The sequence below is a fragment of the Micromonospora sp. NBC_01412 genome (genome assembly GCF_045040215.1).
Lineage (GTDB): Bacteria > Actinomycetota > Actinomycetes > Mycobacteriales > Micromonosporaceae > Micromonospora > Micromonospora rubida.
Genome location: NZ_CP109528.1, coordinates 5069721 through 5087923 on the forward strand (window position 1 = coordinate 5069721; position 18203 = coordinate 5087923).

The following is an 18203-nucleotide window of genomic DNA, read 5'->3' on the forward strand; positions in this document are numbered from 1 at the left end:
AGCTCGTCGGGACCCGCCGAGTGCCTTGACAAGCCGTCTCCCTAGTGATTAGGATTCCAATCGGAACGGCAATTATCAGCCGTTCCTTTTTTGTGCCTGAACTGCAAAAGATACCGTGCGACGACCTCTCCCACCAAGCGGTCGGGCGGGACACCGCCGCCGGGGGGCGGAGTCGCGCGCGATGTTGCTGGGTGCCGGTCAGCGGATCGTCTTCATCGGGGACAGCATCACCGACTGTGGCCGGCGTGACGCCGCCGCCCCCTACGGCGTCGGGTACCCGAGCCTGGTCCGCGCGTTCGTCGACGCCCGGCACCCGGAGCGCGAGCTGACGTGGGTCAACCGGGGGATCAGCGGCAACACCGTCAGGGACCTGGCGGCCCGTTGGGACGCCGACGCGATCGGCGAGCGCCCCGACTGGCTCTCCGTGATGATCGGGATCAACGACATCTGGCGCGCGTTCACCCCGGGCCGGGAGGCCGAGGCGGTGCCGATCGACGAGTACGAGCGCACCCTGCGCACGCTGCTGCGCCGGGCCGTGGACGCCACCGGATGCCGGCTGGTCCTCGCCGACCCGTTCCTCATCGAGGCCGACGTCGACGAGCCGCAGCGCGCCGAGACCGACCGGTACGCCGCCGTGGTGGCCGCCCTCGCCAAGGACTTCGAGGCGGTGCACGTGGCCACCCAGGCCGCCTTCGACCGGGTGCTGCGGCACAGCCCGTCGAGCCGCTGGGCCGACGACCGGGTGCACCCGGGGCTGCCCGGCCACGCGGTCATCGCGGACGCCTTCCTGACCGCCCTGGCAGCCTGAGGCCCACCGGCCCCGCCCGGCGACGTACCGGCCCCGGCGCCCGGTCCGCCGGCCGCGCATCCCGGTCAGCGGCGGTTCGTGCAGACCTGGCTGGTCCGGCCGACCGTCTCCACCGACCACACCACCGCGACGGTGAAGCAGTAGTCGTTGGCCCGGTCCAGGTCGTAGACCAGCAAACTCGTGCTGCCCGGCGGGAGGGTCTCGAACGCGCGCGGCTGTTGCCCGGACTGGCCCCTGGCGAGCACCACCGGACCGCTCGCGCCGGCCGGGTACGTCCAGCGCAGCGCGATGTTGTCCCGGTTGTCCCGCACGGTGAACCCGCCCGGCGGGGTACCGGGTGAGGCGGCGGCCCGGGGGCTGGCCGACGCTCCGGCGGACGGCGCGGCGCCGGACGGGCCGCCGCCCGGGGCGCCGGAGCCCGGCGGGGCGGTGACCGAGGGCGACGGGCCGGGTGCCGGGCCGCCCACCCGGGCGACCCCGGCGATCACCGCCGCCGTGCCGAGCACCACCACGGTCACCCCGCCGAGCACCACGAGCGGGGTGAGCCGGCGCGGCGGGGGCGCGGGCGGGCGGGGGACCAGCACCGGGAGCAGCCGGGACCGGTCCTCCCGGGTCACGGGCGGGCGCACGGCCCGCACCCCGGCCGGCTCGTCGGCGGCACCGGCCAGGCCGACGACCGTCGGGGGCAGCGAACTCGCGGCCGGCCATCCCGGCTCGTCCGGCCACCGGTCGTCGTCCTCCGGGTACGGCCGGGCGCCCCGCGCGTCGCCGTCCGGGACCCGCCGGTCGTCCTCCGGGTACGGCCGGATGTCCCGCGCGTCGCCGTCCGGGACCCACCGGTCGTCGTCGGCGGCGCGGGCCGGGGCGCCGGGTGCGGCGTGTTCCCTGACCCACGGATCGTCCCCGGCAGTCTCGGGGTCGACGTGTTCCCGGATCCACGGGTCGCTGTCGACCGGGAGGCCGGTGACCTCACGGGGCCAGCCGTCGTCGCGCCCGGCGTGCGCGGGGGTCCCTGCGTCGGCGTGGTGGGTCGTTCCGTCCGGGGGCGTCCGGGGTGCGGGCACGGCCGGCGGGTGCGGGTCGTCGTCCGGCGGCCACGCCGTCTGGTACGTCGGTGGCCCCTCGGCGGCCGGCGGGACGCGGGCCGCCGGGACCACGGGTGCCTCCGCCGGCCCCTCCCGGTCGGCTGGGGGCGTCCGCGCGCAGACGTGGTCGGGGTTGGCAGCGGCCCGGGCCAGGCCCGCCACCTGGACGGCGAGCGGGTCGTCCACGGCGAGGTGCTGCCGGCACAGCTCCCGGGCCAGGGCCAGGTGGTCGTGCGCCTCGGCGAACTCCCCGCAGTCGCGCTGCATCGCCCCGAGCCGGGCCAGCATCTTGATGCCGCTGGGGTGGCCGTCCCCGTACACCTCCCGGTGCAGCTCCCAGGCGTCCTGCAGGCGTTCCCGGGCCACCTCGCACTGGCCGCGGGCGTACTCGACGGTGGCCAGGTCGGCGTGGGCGGCCAACACCCGCAGCGACTCCGGGCCGTCGGAGGCGGTCAGCTCGATGATGACGTCGGAGTAGAGCCGGGCGGCGCGGGCGTAGCTGCCGACCCGGTGCAGCACCGCGGCGAGGGTCGCCGCCGCCGAGACCGTACGCGGGTCGGAGGGGCTGTACAGCCGGCTCGTGGCCGCGTACGCGAAAGCGGCCCAGCCGCGTGCCGAATGGGGCTCGCCTAGCGCGACCAGCACCCGAGCCTGGAGGCCGGCGGCGTCGGCCAGCTCGGGGGAGGCGTGGTCGGGGCGCGGATCGGCGTCGCTCAGCGCGTCGGAGAGCAGCTGTTGCGCGCCGGCCAGGTCGCCGGCGGACACCAGGTGGTGCGCCTGGCCGGTCAAATCACCGAAGGCGGAGGACACGCCCCATCGTGGCCGTCCCGCGACAATATGTACAACCCCCCGACTATCGCGATTCGGTCATCATCCGGTCAGGTGGTCGGATAGCGTCTCGCTGATCCGGCGAAGCTGGTCCACCTGGGCGGGGCTGAGCGCGTCGAAGAGGTGCCGGCGCACCCCCTCGACGTGGCCGGGCGCGGCGGCGGCGAGCGCGGCGTGCCCGGCGGCGGTGAGCGTGGCGACCTGCCCGCGCCGGTCGGTCGGGCAGTCCTCCCGCCGGATCCAGCCGGACGCCTCCAGCCGCGCGGCGGCGTGCGAAAGCCGGCTGCGCGAGGAGCCGGTCGCGTCGGCCAGGTCGCCCATCCGCAGCCGCCGGTCGGGCGCCTCGGAGAGCCGGACCAGGATCTCGTAGTACGCGTGCGGCATGCCCGCGTCGCGTTGCAGCTCGCGGTCGAGCGTGTCCATCAGCGCCCGGGAGGCGGCGAGGTACGCCCGCCAGGTGCGTTGCTCGTCAGGGTCCAGCCAGCGGGTCATGGCCCCAGCATAACCGAACTTGTTGAACGCTCAACCAAATCGCGCTAGCCTGGGCGGCATGGGAATCCACCGCCTCAACCACGCCGTCCTCTACGTCTCCGACCTGGCCCGCAGCGTCGCCTTCTACCGCGACGTGCTGGGCTTCCGGGTCATCCCGATGACCCCCGACGGGTTCCGGGGCGCGGCCTTCCTCCAGGCCTCCGGCTCCACCAACGACCACGACCTCGGCCTGTTCGAGCTCGGCCGGGCCGCCGGCCGCTCCACCGCAGGCCGGGCCACCGTCGGCCTCTACCACCTGGCCTGGGAGGTCGACACCCTCGACGAGCTGGCCGTCACCGCCGAGCGGCTGGCCGCCGCCGGCGCCCTGGTCGGCAGCTCCGACCACGGCACCACCAAGAGCCTCTACGGGCAGGACCCGGACGGGCTGGAGTTCGAGATCGTCTGGCTGATCCCGGCCGACCAACTCGACGACGACGCCCTGGCCGCCCGCAAGCGGATCGGCCGCCTCGACCTGGACCGCGAGCGGCAGCGCTACGGCGGTCAGACCCGCGGTGGGGTGGGCATCTCCGTTCCGGCCTGACCGCCGGGGTGGGGAGCCGCGTCCCGGGCCGGTGGGGTAGAACGACAGCATGCCGACCGACACCGTACTGCGCGAGCTGCTCGCCCGACAGCTCGAAGCCTGGTTGCCCGCGGCGCTGCAACGCGCCCGGCGGGCCACCCTCGCCCTGGCGTACGCCGGGACCGACGCAGGGGGCGCGGACGCCGCGCTGCGGGCGGTGGCGGACCTCGCCGACCGGCTGCGCGGGTTCCGGCTGACCATCCTGGTGCTGGCCGACGGCGACCAGGCGCTGCCGGCCCGGTTGGGCGCGATCGAGGCGACCCTGCCCGCCGAGGTGGCCGTGCACGTCATGCCCGGCGACCCGGGGCGGCTGCCGGTGGCGCTCAAGGCGGCCGGGGCGGTGGGCGCCCCGCTGCTGACCGTGGCCCACGGCGCGGACCCGACGCCGGCCCTGCTGGCCGCCGCGCGGGCCGGCCGCCCGGCAGACCTGCTGCTGGTCACCGGCCCCGGAGCGCCCCTGCGGCCGGCGCTGGACGCGGCCGGTTTCCCGCTGGTCACCGAGGTCGACCTGGTCGCGGCGACCGCCCCGACGGGACCGACGACGGGCGCGGGGGAGGCTCGGCCGGCCACCATCCCGGCGCAGCCGGTGGGTGGGGCCGGGGAGCCGGCGGGCGCGGCCGGTGCGGTGGTCGGCGTGCCGCCGTCCGACGGGTGGCGGGTGGCGTTCGCGACCTCGTCGGACCGCAGCCTCCAGGCGTTCAAGGACGCGCTCTGGGCGGTCGCCTCCGGGATGAGCCTGTGCGACCCGGCCGACCCCCGGGGGCGGCCCCTCGACGTCGTCGCGGAGCCGGACCCTGACCCGCTGGCCCGGGAACTGCTCGCCGAGCTCGACCGCCACGGCCCGGGTACGGTCACCGAGCTGCGCCGGCACGCACTCACCGCCACGCCCTACCGGGCTGCCGACGCGACCCGGGCGGTGACGGGCCTGCTCGACTCGGGGGCGGCGACCCGCGACCCGGAACACGGCCGGCTCGGCGGGGACGTGCTGATCACCGCAGCGCCGGGTGGCCGCCCGGCTGCCTGAGCACGCCGGACGCCCTGCCGTAGCCGCGGAGCACCGTCCCGGAGGCGGACGGTGCCGGGTGACGGGCCGGCCGGGAACCCCGCCGAAACGTCGAGGGCCGGAACGCTGCCGAAACGTCACCGGCCGGGGCGTGCTCGGGACGTTGCCGGAGCAAGGCCGGGGCGTAGCCGGTGACGTCACCGGAGCGTGGCCGGGACGTCGAGCGGGGCGCCGACGATATCGTCGGCGCCCCGCTCGAATCCGGGAGGTCAGGCCCGGGACTTGTCCTGCTTCCACGACAGCGGACCGGGCAGGTCGACGCGGTGCGCCTTGGCCCGCGAGTTCCAGGACCATCGGCCGATCTTGATGCTCCACGAGGAGAAGCCGTTCTCGGTGAAGTTCAGGATGATCGGGCCGTACTTCTTGCGCTTACGGAACATGAGGCCCATCGCGGGGCTCCCTTCGTCACCAATCGTCTGCCGTGTCGAGATCGAACATGCCCGAAACGACGATTCGCGAAACCTCCCCGGGTCCCTACTGGACCGCGTCACCGCCCGGCGCGACAATCTCTACTCAACGGATGGGTGTTTCGAGGTGACAAGTGCTGGTGGAAGCGATGGGCGTCGGCTCGGGAGACGCTGATCTCAACGTGTGGAAGGGCGTTGACCGGCGGCGCGGGACGACGGCACGATGAGCACATGTCGCAGCGGGACGAGCCTCTCCTCACCGCCCGCGTGCACGTCGACCTGGTCCGGCACGCGAGCGCGCTCTGTTGAGCTGACCGGTCGGCCGGCCCGGCCCCCGTCACCACGTCCCGCACGCCCGTCCGCTCACCGCGGGGCGGCGTTCCGCCGCGTCCCGCCCGCCGGGGCGCGCCCCACCGATCGTGGACCCACCTCCTCCGTGGACAGATCAGGAGACAACCGTGTCCCCATCCCCGCGACCGCTGCCGACCACCCCCGTCGCGCCCGCCGCACCCACCGTGGACCGGCCCGGGGCCGGCACCGTCGAGCTGTGCCCCGTCGACACCAACCTGCTCCGCGCCCTGCTGCGCCGGCAGGCGGCCACGGTCACCGTGGTCACCGCGCCGGGAGCCTCCGCCGGCCGGGGACGCCCGCCGCTGCCGCCCGCCGGGTTCACCGCCACCTCGTTCACCTCGGTGTCGCTGGAGCCGCCGCTGGTGTCGTTCTGCCTCGCCCGGGCGTCGTCGAGCTGGCCGACCCTCGAACGCGCGGAGCACGTGGCCGTGAATCTGCTCGCGGCCGGGCAGCAGCAGGTGGCCCGCACCTTTGCCACCAGCGGCATCGACCGCTTCGCTGAGCACCGGGGATGGACGGCCGGTCCGTTCGGGGTGCCGCTGGTCGACGGGGCGCTCGCGGTGCTGCTCTGCCGGGTGGTGCACCGGGTGACCGCAGGCGACCACACCATCGTCATCGCCGAGCCACTGGCTCTCGGGTCAGGGGAGGACAGCAACCCGTTGGTGCACCACCGGGCCGGCTTCACCACCACCGTCGACCCGTGGGACATCTCCGGCTGAGCGCGCCGGCCCGTACCGAGGGGTCAGGCGCCCGGGCCGACCAACCGCCTGCCCGGCCCGCGTCGTTGCCGCCTGCGGGCGGCGGTCAGCGGGGTTCCCAGGCGTCCGGCCGGGCGATCAGCCGCCGCACGTGGCCCGGCAGCCGGCCGCTGGTCAGCTCGGACAGGCTCACCTCGTCGACCACCTGCCGCACCGCCGCCCGGACGGCCACCCAGAGCCGGGGCAGGTTCTCCGCCGCCCCCTCGTAGCTGGTCTCCTCGGGGCGCATCCCGCGCACTCCGGCCAGCGGGCCGTCGACGGCCCGCAGGATCGCCCCGATGGTGACCTCCTTCGGCGGCCGGGCCAGCGTGTAGCCGCCCTCGGCGCCGCGCTGGGCCCGAACCAGCCCGGCTCGGCGCAGGTCGGCCAGGACCGCCTCCAGGAACTTGCGCGGCATGTCCTGTTCCGTCGCGATGGCCTGGGTGGACAGCAGGGAGGGGTACGCGGTGGCGAGGCTCAGCGCCGCCCGTACCGCGTAGTCACCGCGCGCGGAGATCTGCACCCCCTCATCATGCCCGCCCCGCCCGGCCGGTCGGATCGGTGGGCGGCCGAGGCCGGACGATCCGACCCGCCGCCGCCCCGTCCCGCCCGCCGCCGTGGCCCGTTGGACGCTCCCGCCCGCCCGCCGCCGCACGCTCCCGGCTGTTTCGCGCCGACCCGCTCGACCCGCTCGACCCGCTCGACCCGCTCGGGGCGTCCGGCCGCCGGCCGCCGCCCGCGCGCGCGGCCGGCGGCTGCTCCCGGCCGTTGTGGTACGACGCCTGCTCCCGGTCTCGATGGGGCGGCGCCGGCTCGCGGCCCTCAGGGCCCGGCTGCGATGGCCCGGCGGGCGTCGGCCGGCCACGGGCCGCCCGGAACGCGCCGGGGCTCACCCCCGCCTCGCGGGTGAAGAACCGGCCGAAGTTGGTCGGCTCCGGGAAGCCGAGCCGGTGGCCGATCCGGGCGATCGGCTCGTCGGTGGCGGCGAGCAGCCGGCTGGCCTGGAGGGCCACCCGCTCGTCGATCACCTGCTTCGCGCTGCGCCCGGTCACCGCGAGGCAGGCCCGGGTGAGGGTACGCACCGAGCAGCCGATCCGGGCCGCGTAGTCCTCCACCCGGCGGGTGTGCTGGTAGCCGCGCTCGACCTCCTGGCGGAGCCGCCCGAACGTGGGGCTCTCGGCGTGCCGCCCGGCCTGCGCCGGGTCCGCCGGGTCGGTGGCCAGCAGCGTGAGCCGCAGCAGCAGCACGGCGAGCTGGTGACGGAGCAGTGCGCGGGCGGCGGGCACGTCAGGTTGCCGCCGCAGGTCCACCACGAGCTGGGTGACCTCGTTGAGCACCGCGTCCTCGTCCTCCCCGGTGAGCTGCCGGTGCGCCGGCACGTCGTCGCCGTCGAGGTCCGGGTCCCGCAGCAGGGCGGCGGGCGTCCAGCGCAGCACCACGGCGTCGAGCTGCCTCCCGGTGCAGCGCAGCGCCTGGCCGGGGCGTACCCGCAGCAGGGTTCCGGTGCGGCAGGGCAGCGGCCGGAAGTCCAGCTCGGCGGTGCCGTGGCCGCCGGTGACGAGGACCACGAGGTCCGCGTCGAGCAGGACGGGGCGCCGCCACTCGGGGTCCGGGGCGAGGTCGCCGAGGGAGAGGGCGGCGATGCCGGCGGACCGGGCGGCGGCCTCGGCGCGGGGCGCGGGGGCGGGACGGGCCGTCGCCGGGGCGGGGCGGGTCGACGCCAGGTCGGGGCGGGTCGACGCCTGGTCGGTGGGGGGTGCCGGGGAGGGCTGACCGGAGGGGACCATCGCTGCGACGGTAACCCGGGGCCGAGCAGGCCGCATCCCGACACGGCCCGGGTCACCCTGTCCCACGCCGGCCCGGCGGCTTGTCGGGGCACGGCGACCCGGATAGGTTACCGATCGGTAGCGCCGGGTCCGGCGGACCACCGGCGGCCCCGAACGGCGATGGGATGGGCATGACGGATCTGTTCTCGGTCGAAGGCAAGACGGTCCTGGTCACGGGCGGCTCACGGGGCATCGGGCTGATGATCGCCCAGGGCTTCGTGCGGGCCGGCGCAGACGTGATCATCTCTTCCCGCAAGGCGGACGTCTGCGAGGCGGTCGCCGAGGAACTGTCCGCCGAGGGGCGCTGCGCGGCGATCCCCGCCGACCTGGGCCACGACGCGGGGGCCGAGGGCCTGGCCGCAGCCGTCCGGGAGCGGGTGGACCGGCTCGACGTGCTGGTCAACAACGCCGGGGCCACCTGGGGAGCGCCGCTGGAGTCGTACCCGGAGAGCGCGTTCGACAAGCTCTGGGCGGTCAACGTCAAGGCCGTCTTCCGGCTCACCACCGCCCTGCTGCCGGCGCTGCGCGCCGCGGCCACCGACGACGACCCGGCCCGGGTGATCAACATCGGCTCGATCGACGGCATCCGGGTGCCGTCCATGGAGGTGTACGCGTACTCGGCCACCAAGGCGGCCGTGCACATGCTCACCCGTGGCCTCGCCCACCAGCTCGCCGGCGAGCGGATCACCGTGAACGCGATCGCGCCGGGGCCGTTCGAGACCAAGATGTTGGCCTTCGCGCTGGAGGACCCGGCGGCCCGGTCGGCGATCGAGCAGCAGGTCCCGCTCGGCCGGATCGGGCGCCCGGAGGACATGGCCGGCACCGCGATCTACCTGTCGTCGCGGGCGGGGGCGTACCTGACCGGCGCGGTCATCCCCGTCGACGGCGGGATCACGACGCACGGCTGAGCGCGTACCCACACAGCGGCCGGGGCCGCGCGGACTCGGCAGATCCGCGCGGCCCCGGCCGGCGTCGTGTCAGCGACCGGCGAGGAGCCGGTTCACCGCCGTGTCGACGTCCAGGTGCTCGGCCTCCCGGCCGCGCGGGACGACGACGTAGGTCCGCCGCAGGAAGCGCACCAGGACGCTGCGCGGCACCTCGAACAGGGCGTTGCCGTCCGGCGACGACAGCGCCAGCGCGACGAAGTCGCCGCGCGGGGTGGCCCACGGCCAGACCCGCACGTCACCGATGCCGGCCGGCTCGTCCAGGCCGGTGACCAGCAGTTCGCGGGCGAACGACCAGCTCACCGCCTCACCGCCGGCGGATTCGGCATGGAACAGGACATGGACCGCATACGGATCAGCAGGGTCGTAACGCAGGCTGGCACGCACCGGCAATGCGGTGGCGTCAGGCGCGACGAGCCTTAGCGACGTCTCGACCTCTACGGTCGTCGGTCGGATGACACTCATGGACGTTCTCCCCCCGGCACCGCTGCGGAACGCGCGTGTCCCGCTTTTCCCATACTCAGGTGCTACTCCTGGCTACGCTCCGCCATACGCTGACTTCACCCAGTGGTGGGAAGGGGGTCGGAAACGCCGCTAGAATGTGAAAATTCTTGTACGATATCCGGTTCTGCCCAGTGCGTGATCCCGCCCGGCATCGGGGTGGTTCAGACGTCGACTTACTCCGGTAACGTCCAGTGGTCCGATGGAGTGACGGGCCGGAGCGACACTGGAGGGCGAAATGGCCACGAACCGATCCTCAGTGGATGTGCCGGCTTGGTCCGGCCCCCCGAAAGGAGGGGTCCGAGCAGCCGAAAGGCGGGGGTACGCAGTGCCGAAGGATCAGCGCGACCGGCGCGGCCGGGGTGGCCCCGACGGCCCGGAATCCGGGGGCGGGACGGCGGTCGCCGAGCGGCGCCGTGGGCGCTTCCGGCGGCGGGTGGGCACCACCCTCGACCTGATCCGCGCCAACCCCACCGGCCGGGTCACCCTCAAGATATTCATCTCCGTCGCCGGCGCCCTCGTCGTCACCCTCGGTATCGCCCTGATCCCGCTGCCCGGCCCCGGCTGGCTGCTGGTGATCGCCGGGCTGGGCATCTGGGCCGTGGAGTTCCACTGGGCCCGCCGGCTGCTCGACTTCACCCGCCGGCACGTGCAGGGCTGGACCCGTTGGGTCACCAGCCGGTCCCTGGCGGTGCGGTTCGTGCTCGGGTCCGTGGGGCTGGTCTTCGTCGCCGTGGTGGTCTGGCTCTCGCTCAAGTACAGCCTCGGCATCGACCTGCTGGCCCGGCTGCTGCACTACCTCGCGACGCACTGACCCCGGATTCGCGGTCCGGTCCCTCGATCGGGTAGAGTCAACGCCGCTGAGGGCGATTAGCTCAGTGGGAGAGCGCTTCGTTCACACCGAAGAGGTCGCTGGTTCGATACCAGCATCGCCCACGCAGGTCAAAGGCCACTTCCCGGAAACGGGAGGTGGCCTTTCTGCTGTCGTACAGCAGCGAAGTACAGCAACGGCGTCAGCGGCCGAGGGAGTCGCCGAGACGCTTGAGAGCTTCCCGGGTCGCCTTCGACGAGACCTGCGTGTAGATCTCCATTGTCACGGAGAAACGGGCGTGCCGGAGGATCTGCATGGCGACTCTCGGGTGTACGTCGAGGTCGGCGAGCAGGGTGGCGCAGGTGCGGCGGGCGTCGTGGACGGTGATCGGCTTGACTCCCGCCTTGTCGCACCGGTTCTGCCAGGAGCGTTGGAAGTTGCGCGGCTCGATGGGTGTGCCATGGCGGGTGGTGAATACGAGGCCGGATTCCTGCCACGCCTTTCCGGCGGCTGATCGCGTTTCGTCGCGTTGTTCGCTCCGCAGCCTGAGTGCGGTCACGCAGATGTCCGGGAGCGGGAGAGTGGCGTCGGACGCCTGAGTCTTGGTGTCGCGGTGGAGCAGCTTTCCCCGTACGCGTTGCAGTTGCCGGCCGATGGTCAGCTCTCCGGAATCGAGGTCGATGTCATCCCAGGTGAGTCCCAGCGCCTCGCCCTTGCGGAGGCCGGTGACGAGGACCAGGGCGTAGGCGGCGTAGAGCGGGTCCTGGTCGGCGCGAGCCGATTCGAGGAACCTGCGGGCCTCGTCGCTCGACCAGGACTTGCCGCGTCGGCGGCGGACCGTGGCGAGGGTGACCGGCACGGCCGGGTTCTTGGTGATGAGGTCTTCGGCCTGAGCGTGGGTGAGGGCGGCCCGTAGCGCGGCCCGGATGTCGCTGACCGTCCGCGTCGAGGGGACGGCCTGGCAGCAGCGGCCGACGGCGCAGCAGCGGCGCTTGTCCTTGCGGCGGGCGGCGTCCTTGCCCTGGGCGCAGCACTGGCAGGTGCGGGCCACCTGGTTGATCCAGGTCTGCACGTCCCGCGGCTGGAGCCGGTCGAGCCGCTTGGCCCCGAGGCCGGGGGCGATGTAGCGGCGGACGAACGTCTCGTAGGTCGCGTAGGTCAGCGGTGCCCTGTTCGGCTCGATGATCTCGGTCAGCCAGTAGGTGAGGAAGCTGCCGACCGTCGGGACGGTGGTCGCCACCGGCCCGGCCTTGGCCTGCTGGTGCAGCTTGATCCACTTGTCGTGGACGATCTCGCGGGTGGGGCCGTAGACGTACTTGCGGGTGCGCTTGCCGTCGGGCTTGGTGACCCAGACGTACGCGGCGAAGCCGTTGCGGTAGGCGTAGATCGAGCCTTCGCCGTTGGCTCGTGCGCGGGCGGGCATCAGGCGGCCTCCTGCCGTTCGACCTGTTCGCGGATGTAGTCGTCGACCCATTCGGGGAGGATGCGGCGGTACTTGCCGTCCTTGATGGAGCGCAGCTCGCCGGTGGCGATCTTCATCTTGACCTTGGACAGGCCGAAGCCGAGCAGTACGGCGACCTCGGCGGGGGAGTACCAGCGCGGGGTGAGGTTCCTGCTCAAGCCGCCACCCCCGACCACGCCTCGTGGGCGAGTTCCTCCCGGCCGATGCGTCTGCGTTCCCGGTGTTGGGCGGCGGCGGTGTTGGCGAGCAGGGCATCCCCGTCGGTCAGCCAGCCGGAGCCGGTAAAGGTGAGAGTGCCGACGGTGATGGTGTCGGCGGTGTCTTCCTCGGCTCGGCGGTAGGTGGCGCGGGTGTCGCGGAGCATGCCGAAGGTGACCGAGTAGCGGCGGCCCTTGGTGAGGAGATGACCGCCGTAGCCGAGCATGTGCGCCCATCGACGCAGCCCGGCGTAGGCGTTGGGTGTGGTGTCAAGGTCGCCTTGACGCTCGCCGGCCGGGGTGGCGGTGCGGGTGGTGTGGCGGTGGGTGGGGCGTCCGAGTCGCCAGCAGGCGTCGATGAGGCGGGCGAGGTGGTCGCCTTGCGGGTCGGCGTAGGCGTCGATGGTGTCGGGGGTGAGGCGGGTGGAGCAGTGGCCGGTGACCTCGGTGGCCTTGGTGGCGTACTTGGCGAGGTAGGCGGCGACCTTCCCGTCGGTCACGTCCCCGTCGCTGGTGCCGATGCGGCGTACGTCGACCTGCTCACCCCAGGCGATCGGCCAGCCTTGCGGCCGGTCGGGTGCGGCGGGGTGGTGATCGTGATCTGCCGGGCGGCGGCGTGGACGGCGGCGTCGAGGTCGTCGGCGGTGATGCCGGCCGGCGGCGGCACCAGGGCGTGCCGGTCGTGGGGGTCGACGCCGTCGAGGCGCAGCAGGGCGTGAAAGTGCACCGCGCCCCGGCGCTGCATCTCGGCTACCTTGCCGTGTGACACCCGCACCGGAGGCACCCGGCGGATTCGGCCGGTGTCCGTGGCGACCTGGACGTGACCGATGCCGCGTTGGCGGCACAGGGCGGTGAGGTGGCGTTCGATGGCCTGTTTGGTGCGTCGCCACAGCTCGCCGGAGAAGGCGTTCCAGACGACCTGGTGGTCGTGGTCGTAGCAGTCGAGGCACAGCGGCCGGCCGAGCTGCGGATCATCGCTGTCGTGGCGGGTGAAGCAGGCCGCGGCCTGCCCGTGTGGGCAGGTGACGGCGGTGCGGCGGGCGTGGCAGGGTGCCGGGCGGCAGTCGCAGCGTCGCCGGTCGGTGCAGGTGTGGCGGGGGATGTGCCGGTGGTGGACCGGGCCGAAGGACGGGGCGGTGAAGGTGGCGAAGACGACCGGATGCGTGGCGACGGCGGCGGGGACGGTCTTGCCGCCGGTGAGGCCGCAGCGGACGACTTGGAAGGCATCTCCGGCGTAGACCCAGGCGCAGTCGGGGCACTGGGCGGCACGTCGGTTGCCGCACGCCTTGTACAGCGTCCGGTCGGGCAGTTCGTCGGTGTGCCGCTGCTCCACGACGCGGCCGGTGTCGGTCTCGACGGCGGTGAGGGTGCCGGTCAGGCGGATCGGGCGGGTGCAGCCTCCGGCGGCGCGGGTGTGCTCCAGCCAGCCGAAGAAGTCCGGCGCGGTGGCCCGGTACAGGGCCTGGGCGTCACGGCCGGCGGCGACGCCGGGGCGGTGCAGGGTGGGCAGGGCGGACACGGATTCTCCTCAAGGCGGGTGGCAGGGACGGACGACGAACTGCCACCGGACGCCGGAGCGGTGTCCGTCGGTGGTGTTCGTGGTGTCTCCTGGCACCGCCGGAGAGGGCGGCTGACGCCGGAGGGCGGAAGCATGGCTATCGGCCACCGACCGCCGCTGGGATGCGTCTTTCCGGTTGCTGGACGGTGTGTGATGCCGGGACGGGTGGGGTGCCTGGTCGTCGGCATCCGGGAAGTTGCCGCAGGCGATCCCCACCCGTCGAGGGAAACGAATCCGGGCCATCGTGGACGGCAGGGAAGGCCGTGCTGGGCCGCTCAGCGGATTCTGGTGGCCGGCTACACAGCGGCCGGTGCGATCGAGAGCCGGCGGGACGTGGCCCGCATCAGCGGCGGGAAGGCCGCTCAGCATCTCCGGAGTCGAGTCCAGCGATCCGGCAGGAAGGCCGCGCTGGCGTGTTCGACGAAGGCCAGAGTAGCACCGGGTACCGACACGTCAACCCGCCGTGATCCCGGTGCCGGGCTGATCCGGGCCGGCTGCCGGCCGGTGTGGGAGGACTTTCTGTACGTCTATCAAGGCGGCCCTGAACGGGCCGCACGCGCCGCCGCCTGGGCGCGCGTCCGTCGCTGCGCTGGCGCTCCGACTCCGGCCACGCAACACGCCCGGCGGCTGGCGCGGAGAGCGGAAAGCCCGGAGGGGCCGCCGCAGACGGGGTAGTTCAGAGAGTGGTGGAGGTCCGCCGCCGGCAGCCGGCCGCGCCTGAGCAGCGCGGCGCAGGGAGGGCGCGCCGGGTCCGCGCGGCAAGCCCCAAGCATGGGGGCGGTGTCCGCACGGGGCGGCATGCCGGTCGTCCAGGAGCCGGCTCCACCGCCACTCAGGGTCAGGTCAACCGCTCACCTGGGAGGGGGAGGGGTGGTCGCCGGTGGCCAGCTCCGACCCCGGGAGCCGGGTCCTTGCCGGGCGAGGTTGGGTCAACTGCGCCACTGTGGCGGTGTCCGCCGTGGGCGCGGTCCGTAACACGAGAGCCGACTCAGTCTGTTTCGGCAGCGCCCGCACGAGCCGTCAAGGTCCGCTTGACGTGGCAGCCGGGCGGCGGCCCGCTCCCCAGACGGGCGGGTCGGCGGCAGACGGGATGGCAACAGCGCGCAGCTTGTGGGCGTGCCCGCCGGCCTGGTCTAGGGGCCCTCTGGCCGAAAGCCCCCGGCTAGAGCGGCCTCGCGCAGTTCTTTACGCTGCCCGCTGGCGACGAGGACCTCCGTGATGACCAGGCTGACACAGACAGCCGCCAGCAGGCCGAGCGCTACCACCGCCGAAAGTTGGCCGGCGGCCGGGATGAGCGCCACCAGCAGCGCTGCGGTAATCAGTCGCGGCCAGATGACCCGTCTGAGCAGGCGCGTGATCCGCAGTTGGAAGCCGACGTGGGAGAGCAGGAACAGGGCTGCTCCACCGTAGAGGGCGTGGAGGCCCAGGCTCTCCAGTCGCGCGGCCGAATGGTGCAGTTCGTTGTCTTTGATGATCGTCACCACTTTGTGCAGCCCGAGGGCGAGCAGCATGATGCCGGCGATCATCGGCAGGTGCAGATAGCTGTAGGCGTCGCGGGCGTAGGCAACCCGGCGCTGGGCGGGGTTCTGGTTCAGCGTCCGCTCGGCGGCGATCGCGACGACGTCGAAATAGGTCCAGCCCAATGCGGCGGCGATGACGATGGCGAAGACGAGGGCCGCGATGAGCGATCCAGTCATCGGCACGCTGCTACTGATCAGGCCAACCGCTGTGAGCGACTCGCCAAGGGCGACGAGCACGATGAGGCCATGCCGCTCCGCCCAGTGTCGGGCCGAGATGATGTGCCACCCCCACGACCGCATCACCAGGGCGCGTCCGTAGTCGATGATGATGGCAAGCATCCAGAGCCCGGTCTGGCTCGCCTTGACCAGCCACGGGTCGTGGAACAGTCGCTGCGGCAGGACGGCGGCGGAGAACAGAAGGACGGAGGCGACAAACAGTGGCGCGGCGATCAGCAGGACGATGCGCGGCCTCGTGTCTGGAATGGCGTACCAGCGCAGCGCCAGATGCACCAGCCGAACGACCACGAAGCATGCGACGAACACCATCGGGCCGGAGAGAGCCGCGCCCCGGAGGTCGGTGAATGCCTGCCGGACCGCTACCGCCATTACAAGGGTGACCATCGTTACAAACAGCAGCGCGATCCGGATCAGCCCGACCCGAGCTTGGAGGCTGTTGCCCAACCAGGCATAGATGGACCACGTCGACCACAACAGGGCCAGCGCAAGCATTCCGTTCAGCACGCCGTGACTGGTGAAGTCGTCTTCCATCAACGCAACGACCTGGATGAACGCGAGGACGAACACCAGATCGAAGAAGAGCTCCACGCTGGTTACGCCGATGCCCTCGCGTAGCGGTCGAACGCCGCGCGGCGCTCGCGCTGACCTGCCATCGGACGCCCCGTCCTCCACAGGACAAAGTGTGCCAGCCGGCCACACCGAAAATGCTTGAATCACTGATCGCGGCCGACGTCGTCGCCGAGATCCGACGCCTGGACCGGCGCATCAGCGCGGCCGGTGAAGCGATCGAAGCTGCCGTCGCCTCTTCCGGCAGCACCCTGACTCGTACGCGCGATGCGCCCAGGGCTGCCCGCAAGCTAACGATCGGCCGTCGGAGGTACGTGGGCGTCCGAAGATCATCGGGCACAGATCCGGCACAGTCGACACCGAAAACGTATGCGAACGGTCGAGAGACACCGAGGAGCGCGAGCCAGACCAGAGGGCTGACGGGTCCACTTTCGGTGGATTTGCCAACCGGCTGGCGGCTTAGGGGTTCAAGTCCACGCGCCGCCGTGCCCGAGCCGTGCCCGATGGAGCGGTCAGCAGGGGGCAACAACGGCCTGTCGCATGACATCGACCGGTCCCTCCCATGCTCGACAGCCAGGTGGCACGAACACGCACCACCGTGATCAATCCGATTCCCAAGCTGACAGTGCGTCCCCGGACGCAAGTGGCCCTGTTGCTGTCGACAGCAACGGTGACAGCAACAGGGCCGGACGTCAGGGGCCAGCGACGGAGGGCTATGGATCAGCGCCCGACGTCATAGACGTACACGGACGCGCCCGGACAGGGCGCCCAGAACTTACAAGCGAGGGGTCGAGGGTAGGGACGCTCTTGGTAGCAATACCGCTTGCAGGCGTAGCGGTTACTACTGTGAGTGGGCCCAGGTGTACCGTCCGAACTGGCGGCTCGTCGGGTAGAGGTCGACGAGGACGCCAACCAGCCCTCTACCTGGGAGCGCTGCTGATGTCTCGTCGCCCCATACCTGCTGACCCGTCGATCGGTGAGCGCATTCGGGCTCGTCGTGAACTGCGCGGTTGGAGCATCCGGCATGCCGCCAGTCGCGCCGGCATCTCCCACACGTCCTGGTCGCGTATCGAGCGCGGCCAGCAGCGTACGGACCGGTACATGGTCGTGGACCTGGCCGCTGCTCTTGAGTGCTCGGTGGTCGATCTGACCGGGCAGCCGTACACGCCTGCCGATCGGCAGCTCGATGCTGCTCGGATCGACGCGGAGCGGGTGTGGCGGATCATGATGGACACGCCGATGGCTGCCCGGCGGGAGGTGCCGGCCACCGTCGAGCAGGTGCGTCGGGAGGCCGGGCTCGTGCGCGTTCTGTACGGGCGGTGTGACTACGCGGGTGCCCTGCGTCGGCTCGTCGACCTGGTGCCGGCGTTGCACAGTTTGACCGACCGGCGTGCGGCGTTGGTGGAGATGGTGCCGGTGTACGGCGTGGCGATGGGTTCCCTGCTCAACGTCAGTTATCCGGCTCACGCGTGGCTCGCGGCGGAGCGCTGTGCGGAGGCGGCCGGGTTGCTCGACGATTCGGTGGCGGCGGGGGTGGCGGCGGCCAACCGGGCCCGGGCGTCTGCCTACTCGGGGGCGTACGGGCCGGCGCGGGCGCTGTGTGACGCGGCGGGTGCCGACCTCGCGGGCAGCGGGGCGGATGGCGCTCTGGACGTGCTCGGCTTCCTGCATCTGGCGCGGGCGCATCATCTTGCCGGCCTACGTGACCAGGCGAGCGCCGAGGAGCATCTTGCCGAGGCGGCGCGGATCGCCGCGCACACCGGGGAGACGGAGAGCTGGGATCTTGCCTGGGGTCCACGGAACGTGGCGCTGTGGCGGATGGCTTTTCAGCTCGACACGGGTCGTCCGGAGGCGGCGATGCAGACGGCCGCGGGTGTGGAGCTGACCGGGCTGCCGGCGGTGCGGCAGGTGTACTTCTGGCTCGACATGGGCCGGGCCGCTGAGGCTGTTGGTCGGGGCCGGGACGCGGTGCGGATGTTGCTCGCGGCGGAACGGGTCGGCCCGCAGCATGCCCGGTCGTCGACGTCGGCCCGGGAGACGGTGCGGTCGCTGCTGCGCGGGGGTGCGACCTCGGCAGAGCTGCGTGGCCTTTGCGAGCGGATGAGCATGACCGTGCAGTAGTCGGTTGGTAGTGGTGCGTAAGCGTTCCAGCGATCACATGTGCTGTCCGTAGTGTCCTGATCACGGGCG

16 protein-coding genes, 1 tRNA gene and 2 pseudogenes are annotated in these 18203 nt (G+C 72.8%); 9 read left to right on the plus strand and 10 right to left on the minus strand.

Translation table 11 applies throughout. From position 1 onward, the window contains the following. Positions 1-181: 181 nt before the first annotated feature. Entirely contained in the window at positions 182-808 is a 627-nt protein-coding gene (locus OG617_RS23175; protein ID WP_405095093.1) for an SGNH/GDSL hydrolase family protein, read from the plus strand. Positions 809-873: 65 nt separating this feature from the next. Here OG617_RS23175 and OG617_RS23180 read toward each other — a convergent pair whose 3' ends face one another. Next, a complete protein-coding gene (locus tag OG617_RS23180) occupies positions 874-2703 on the minus strand; it encodes a tetratricopeptide repeat protein (RefSeq protein WP_405095094.1) in 1830 nt (609 codons plus the stop codon). A 60-nt stretch (positions 2704-2763) separates the two neighbouring features. After that, on the minus strand, positions 2764-3213 hold the full coding sequence (locus OG617_RS23185; protein ID WP_405095095.1) for a MarR family winged helix-turn-helix transcriptional regulator: 450 nt from the start codon (positions 3211-3213) through the stop codon (positions 2764-2766). A gap of 58 nt (positions 3214-3271) precedes the next feature. Between OG617_RS23185 and OG617_RS23190 the strand changes: the two genes are divergently transcribed. Next, complete coding sequence (locus OG617_RS23190) at positions 3272-3793, plus strand: VOC family protein (protein ID WP_405095096.1); 522 nt, start codon at positions 3272-3274, stop codon at positions 3791-3793. 49 nt (positions 3794-3842) lie between these two features. Further along, complete coding sequence (locus tag OG617_RS23195) at positions 3843-4856, plus strand: hypothetical protein (RefSeq protein WP_405095097.1); 1014 nt, start codon at positions 3843-3845, stop codon at positions 4854-4856. Between the two features lie 248 nt (positions 4857-5104). On the opposite strand, the gene OG617_RS23200 is transcribed toward OG617_RS23195, so the two are convergent. Beyond that, a complete protein-coding gene (locus tag OG617_RS23200) occupies positions 5105-5284 on the minus strand; it encodes a DUF4236 domain-containing protein (RefSeq protein ID WP_007075522.1) in 180 nt (59 codons plus the stop codon). 249 nt (positions 5285-5533) lie between these two features. Between OG617_RS23200 and OG617_RS23205 the strand changes: the two genes are divergently transcribed. Then, the gene (locus tag OG617_RS23205) at positions 5534-5611 is read left to right on the plus strand and encodes a putative leader peptide (protein WP_405103913.1); all 78 of its coding nucleotides are present in this window, start codon (positions 5534-5536) and stop codon (positions 5609-5611) included. Between the two features lie 206 nt (positions 5612-5817). Further along, on the plus strand, positions 5818-6372 hold the full coding sequence (locus OG617_RS23210) for a flavin reductase family protein (protein WP_405103915.1): 555 nt from the start codon (positions 5818-5820) through the stop codon (positions 6370-6372). An 85-nt stretch (positions 6373-6457) separates the two neighbouring features. Here OG617_RS23210 and OG617_RS23215 read toward each other — a convergent pair whose 3' ends face one another. Then, positions 6458-6913 (minus strand): RrF2 family transcriptional regulator, encoded by a 456-nt coding sequence (locus tag OG617_RS23215; protein ID WP_405095098.1) that lies wholly within the window; start codon positions 6911-6913, stop codon positions 6458-6460. A 277-nt stretch (positions 6914-7190) separates the two neighbouring features. Next, positions 7191-8213: pseudogene (locus OG617_RS23220) on the minus strand (helix-turn-helix transcriptional regulator); the annotation flags it as partial. Between the two features lie 134 nt (positions 8214-8347). Here OG617_RS23220 and OG617_RS23225 point away from each other — a divergent pair. Continuing rightward, entirely contained in the window at positions 8348-9124 is a 777-nt protein-coding gene (locus OG617_RS23225; RefSeq protein ID WP_405095099.1) for a glucose 1-dehydrogenase, read from the plus strand. A 69-nt stretch (positions 9125-9193) separates the two neighbouring features. On the opposite strand, the gene OG617_RS23230 is transcribed toward OG617_RS23225, so the two are convergent. Next, a complete protein-coding gene (locus tag OG617_RS23230; protein WP_007457244.1) occupies positions 9194-9625 on the minus strand; it encodes an SsgA family sporulation/cell division regulator in 432 nt (143 codons plus the stop codon). A 274-nt stretch (positions 9626-9899) separates the two neighbouring features. Here OG617_RS23230 and OG617_RS23235 point away from each other — a divergent pair, with 274 nt between their 5' ends. Together OG617_RS23235 and OG617_RS23240 are read left to right on the plus strand one after the other, a co-directional pair. After that, a complete protein-coding gene (locus OG617_RS23235; RefSeq protein ID WP_405095100.1) occupies positions 9900-10475 on the plus strand; it encodes a TIGR02611 family protein in 576 nt (191 codons plus the stop codon). Between the two features lie 50 nt (positions 10476-10525). Then, positions 10526-10597: transfer RNA gene (locus tag OG617_RS23240), tRNA-Val, on the plus strand. Between the two features lie 77 nt (positions 10598-10674). Here OG617_RS23240 and OG617_RS23245 read toward each other — a convergent pair. From OG617_RS23245 to OG617_RS23260, 4 genes and pseudogenes are all read right to left on the minus strand, one after another. Then, entirely contained in the window at positions 10675-11895 is a 1221-nt protein-coding gene (locus tag OG617_RS23245; protein WP_405095101.1) for a tyrosine-type recombinase/integrase, read from the minus strand. Next, positions 11895-12092 (minus strand): excisionase family DNA-binding protein, encoded by a 198-nt coding sequence (locus tag OG617_RS23250; RefSeq protein ID WP_405095102.1) that lies wholly within the window; start codon positions 12090-12092, stop codon positions 11895-11897. The genes OG617_RS23245 and OG617_RS23250 overlap by 1 nt, the downstream gene beginning before the upstream one ends. After that, a pseudogene (locus OG617_RS23255) lies at positions 12089-13650 on the minus strand (replication initiator). Before OG617_RS23255 ends, OG617_RS23250 begins: the two are co-directional and overlap by 4 nt. Before the next feature lie 1172 nt (positions 13651-14822). After that, positions 14823-16034, minus strand: coding sequence for a low temperature requirement protein A (locus OG617_RS23260; protein WP_405095103.1), 1212 nt, complete (start codon positions 16032-16034; stop codon positions 14823-14825). A 951-nt stretch (positions 16035-16985) separates the two neighbouring features. Here OG617_RS23260 and OG617_RS23265 point away from each other — a divergent pair. Next, a complete protein-coding gene (locus OG617_RS23265) occupies positions 16986-18134 on the plus strand; it encodes a helix-turn-helix domain-containing protein (RefSeq protein WP_405103916.1) in 1149 nt (382 codons plus the stop codon). The last annotated feature ends 69 nt before the right edge of the window (positions 18135-18203 follow it).

Excerpts from the sequence above, each read along its gene's own strand:
- OG617_RS23175 (WP_405095093.1), top strand. The coding sequence starts at position 182 with ATGTTGCTGGGTGCCGGTCAGCGGATCGTCTTCATCGGGGACAGCATC.
- OG617_RS23185 (WP_405095095.1), bottom strand. The coding sequence starts at position 3,213 with ATGACCCGCTGGCTGGACCCTGACGAGCAACGCACCTGGCGGGCGTAC.
- OG617_RS23190 (WP_405095096.1), top strand. The coding sequence starts at position 3,272 with ATGGGAATCCACCGCCTCAACCACGCCGTCCTCTACGTCTCCGACCTG.
- OG617_RS23195 (WP_405095097.1), top strand. The coding sequence starts at position 3,843 with ATGCCGACCGACACCGTACTGCGCGAGCTGCTCGCCCGACAGCTCGAA.
- OG617_RS23200 (WP_007075522.1), bottom strand. The coding sequence starts at position 5,284 with ATGGGCCTCATGTTCCGTAAGCGCAAGAAGTACGGCCCGATCATCCTG.
- OG617_RS23205 (WP_405103913.1), top strand. The coding sequence starts at position 5,534 with ATGTCGCAGCGGGACGAGCCTCTCCTCACCGCCCGCGTGCACGTCGAC.
- OG617_RS23225 (WP_405095099.1), top strand. The coding sequence starts at position 8,348 with ATGACGGATCTGTTCTCGGTCGAAGGCAAGACGGTCCTGGTCACGGGC.
- OG617_RS23230 (WP_007457244.1), bottom strand. The coding sequence starts at position 9,625 with ATGAGTGTCATCCGACCGACGACCGTAGAGGTCGAGACGTCGCTAAGG.
- OG617_RS23235 (WP_405095100.1), top strand. The coding sequence starts at position 9,900 with ATGGCCACGAACCGATCCTCAGTGGATGTGCCGGCTTGGTCCGGCCCC.
- OG617_RS23245 (WP_405095101.1), bottom strand. The coding sequence starts at position 11,895 with ATGCCCGCCCGCGCACGAGCCAACGGCGAAGGCTCGATCTACGCCTAC.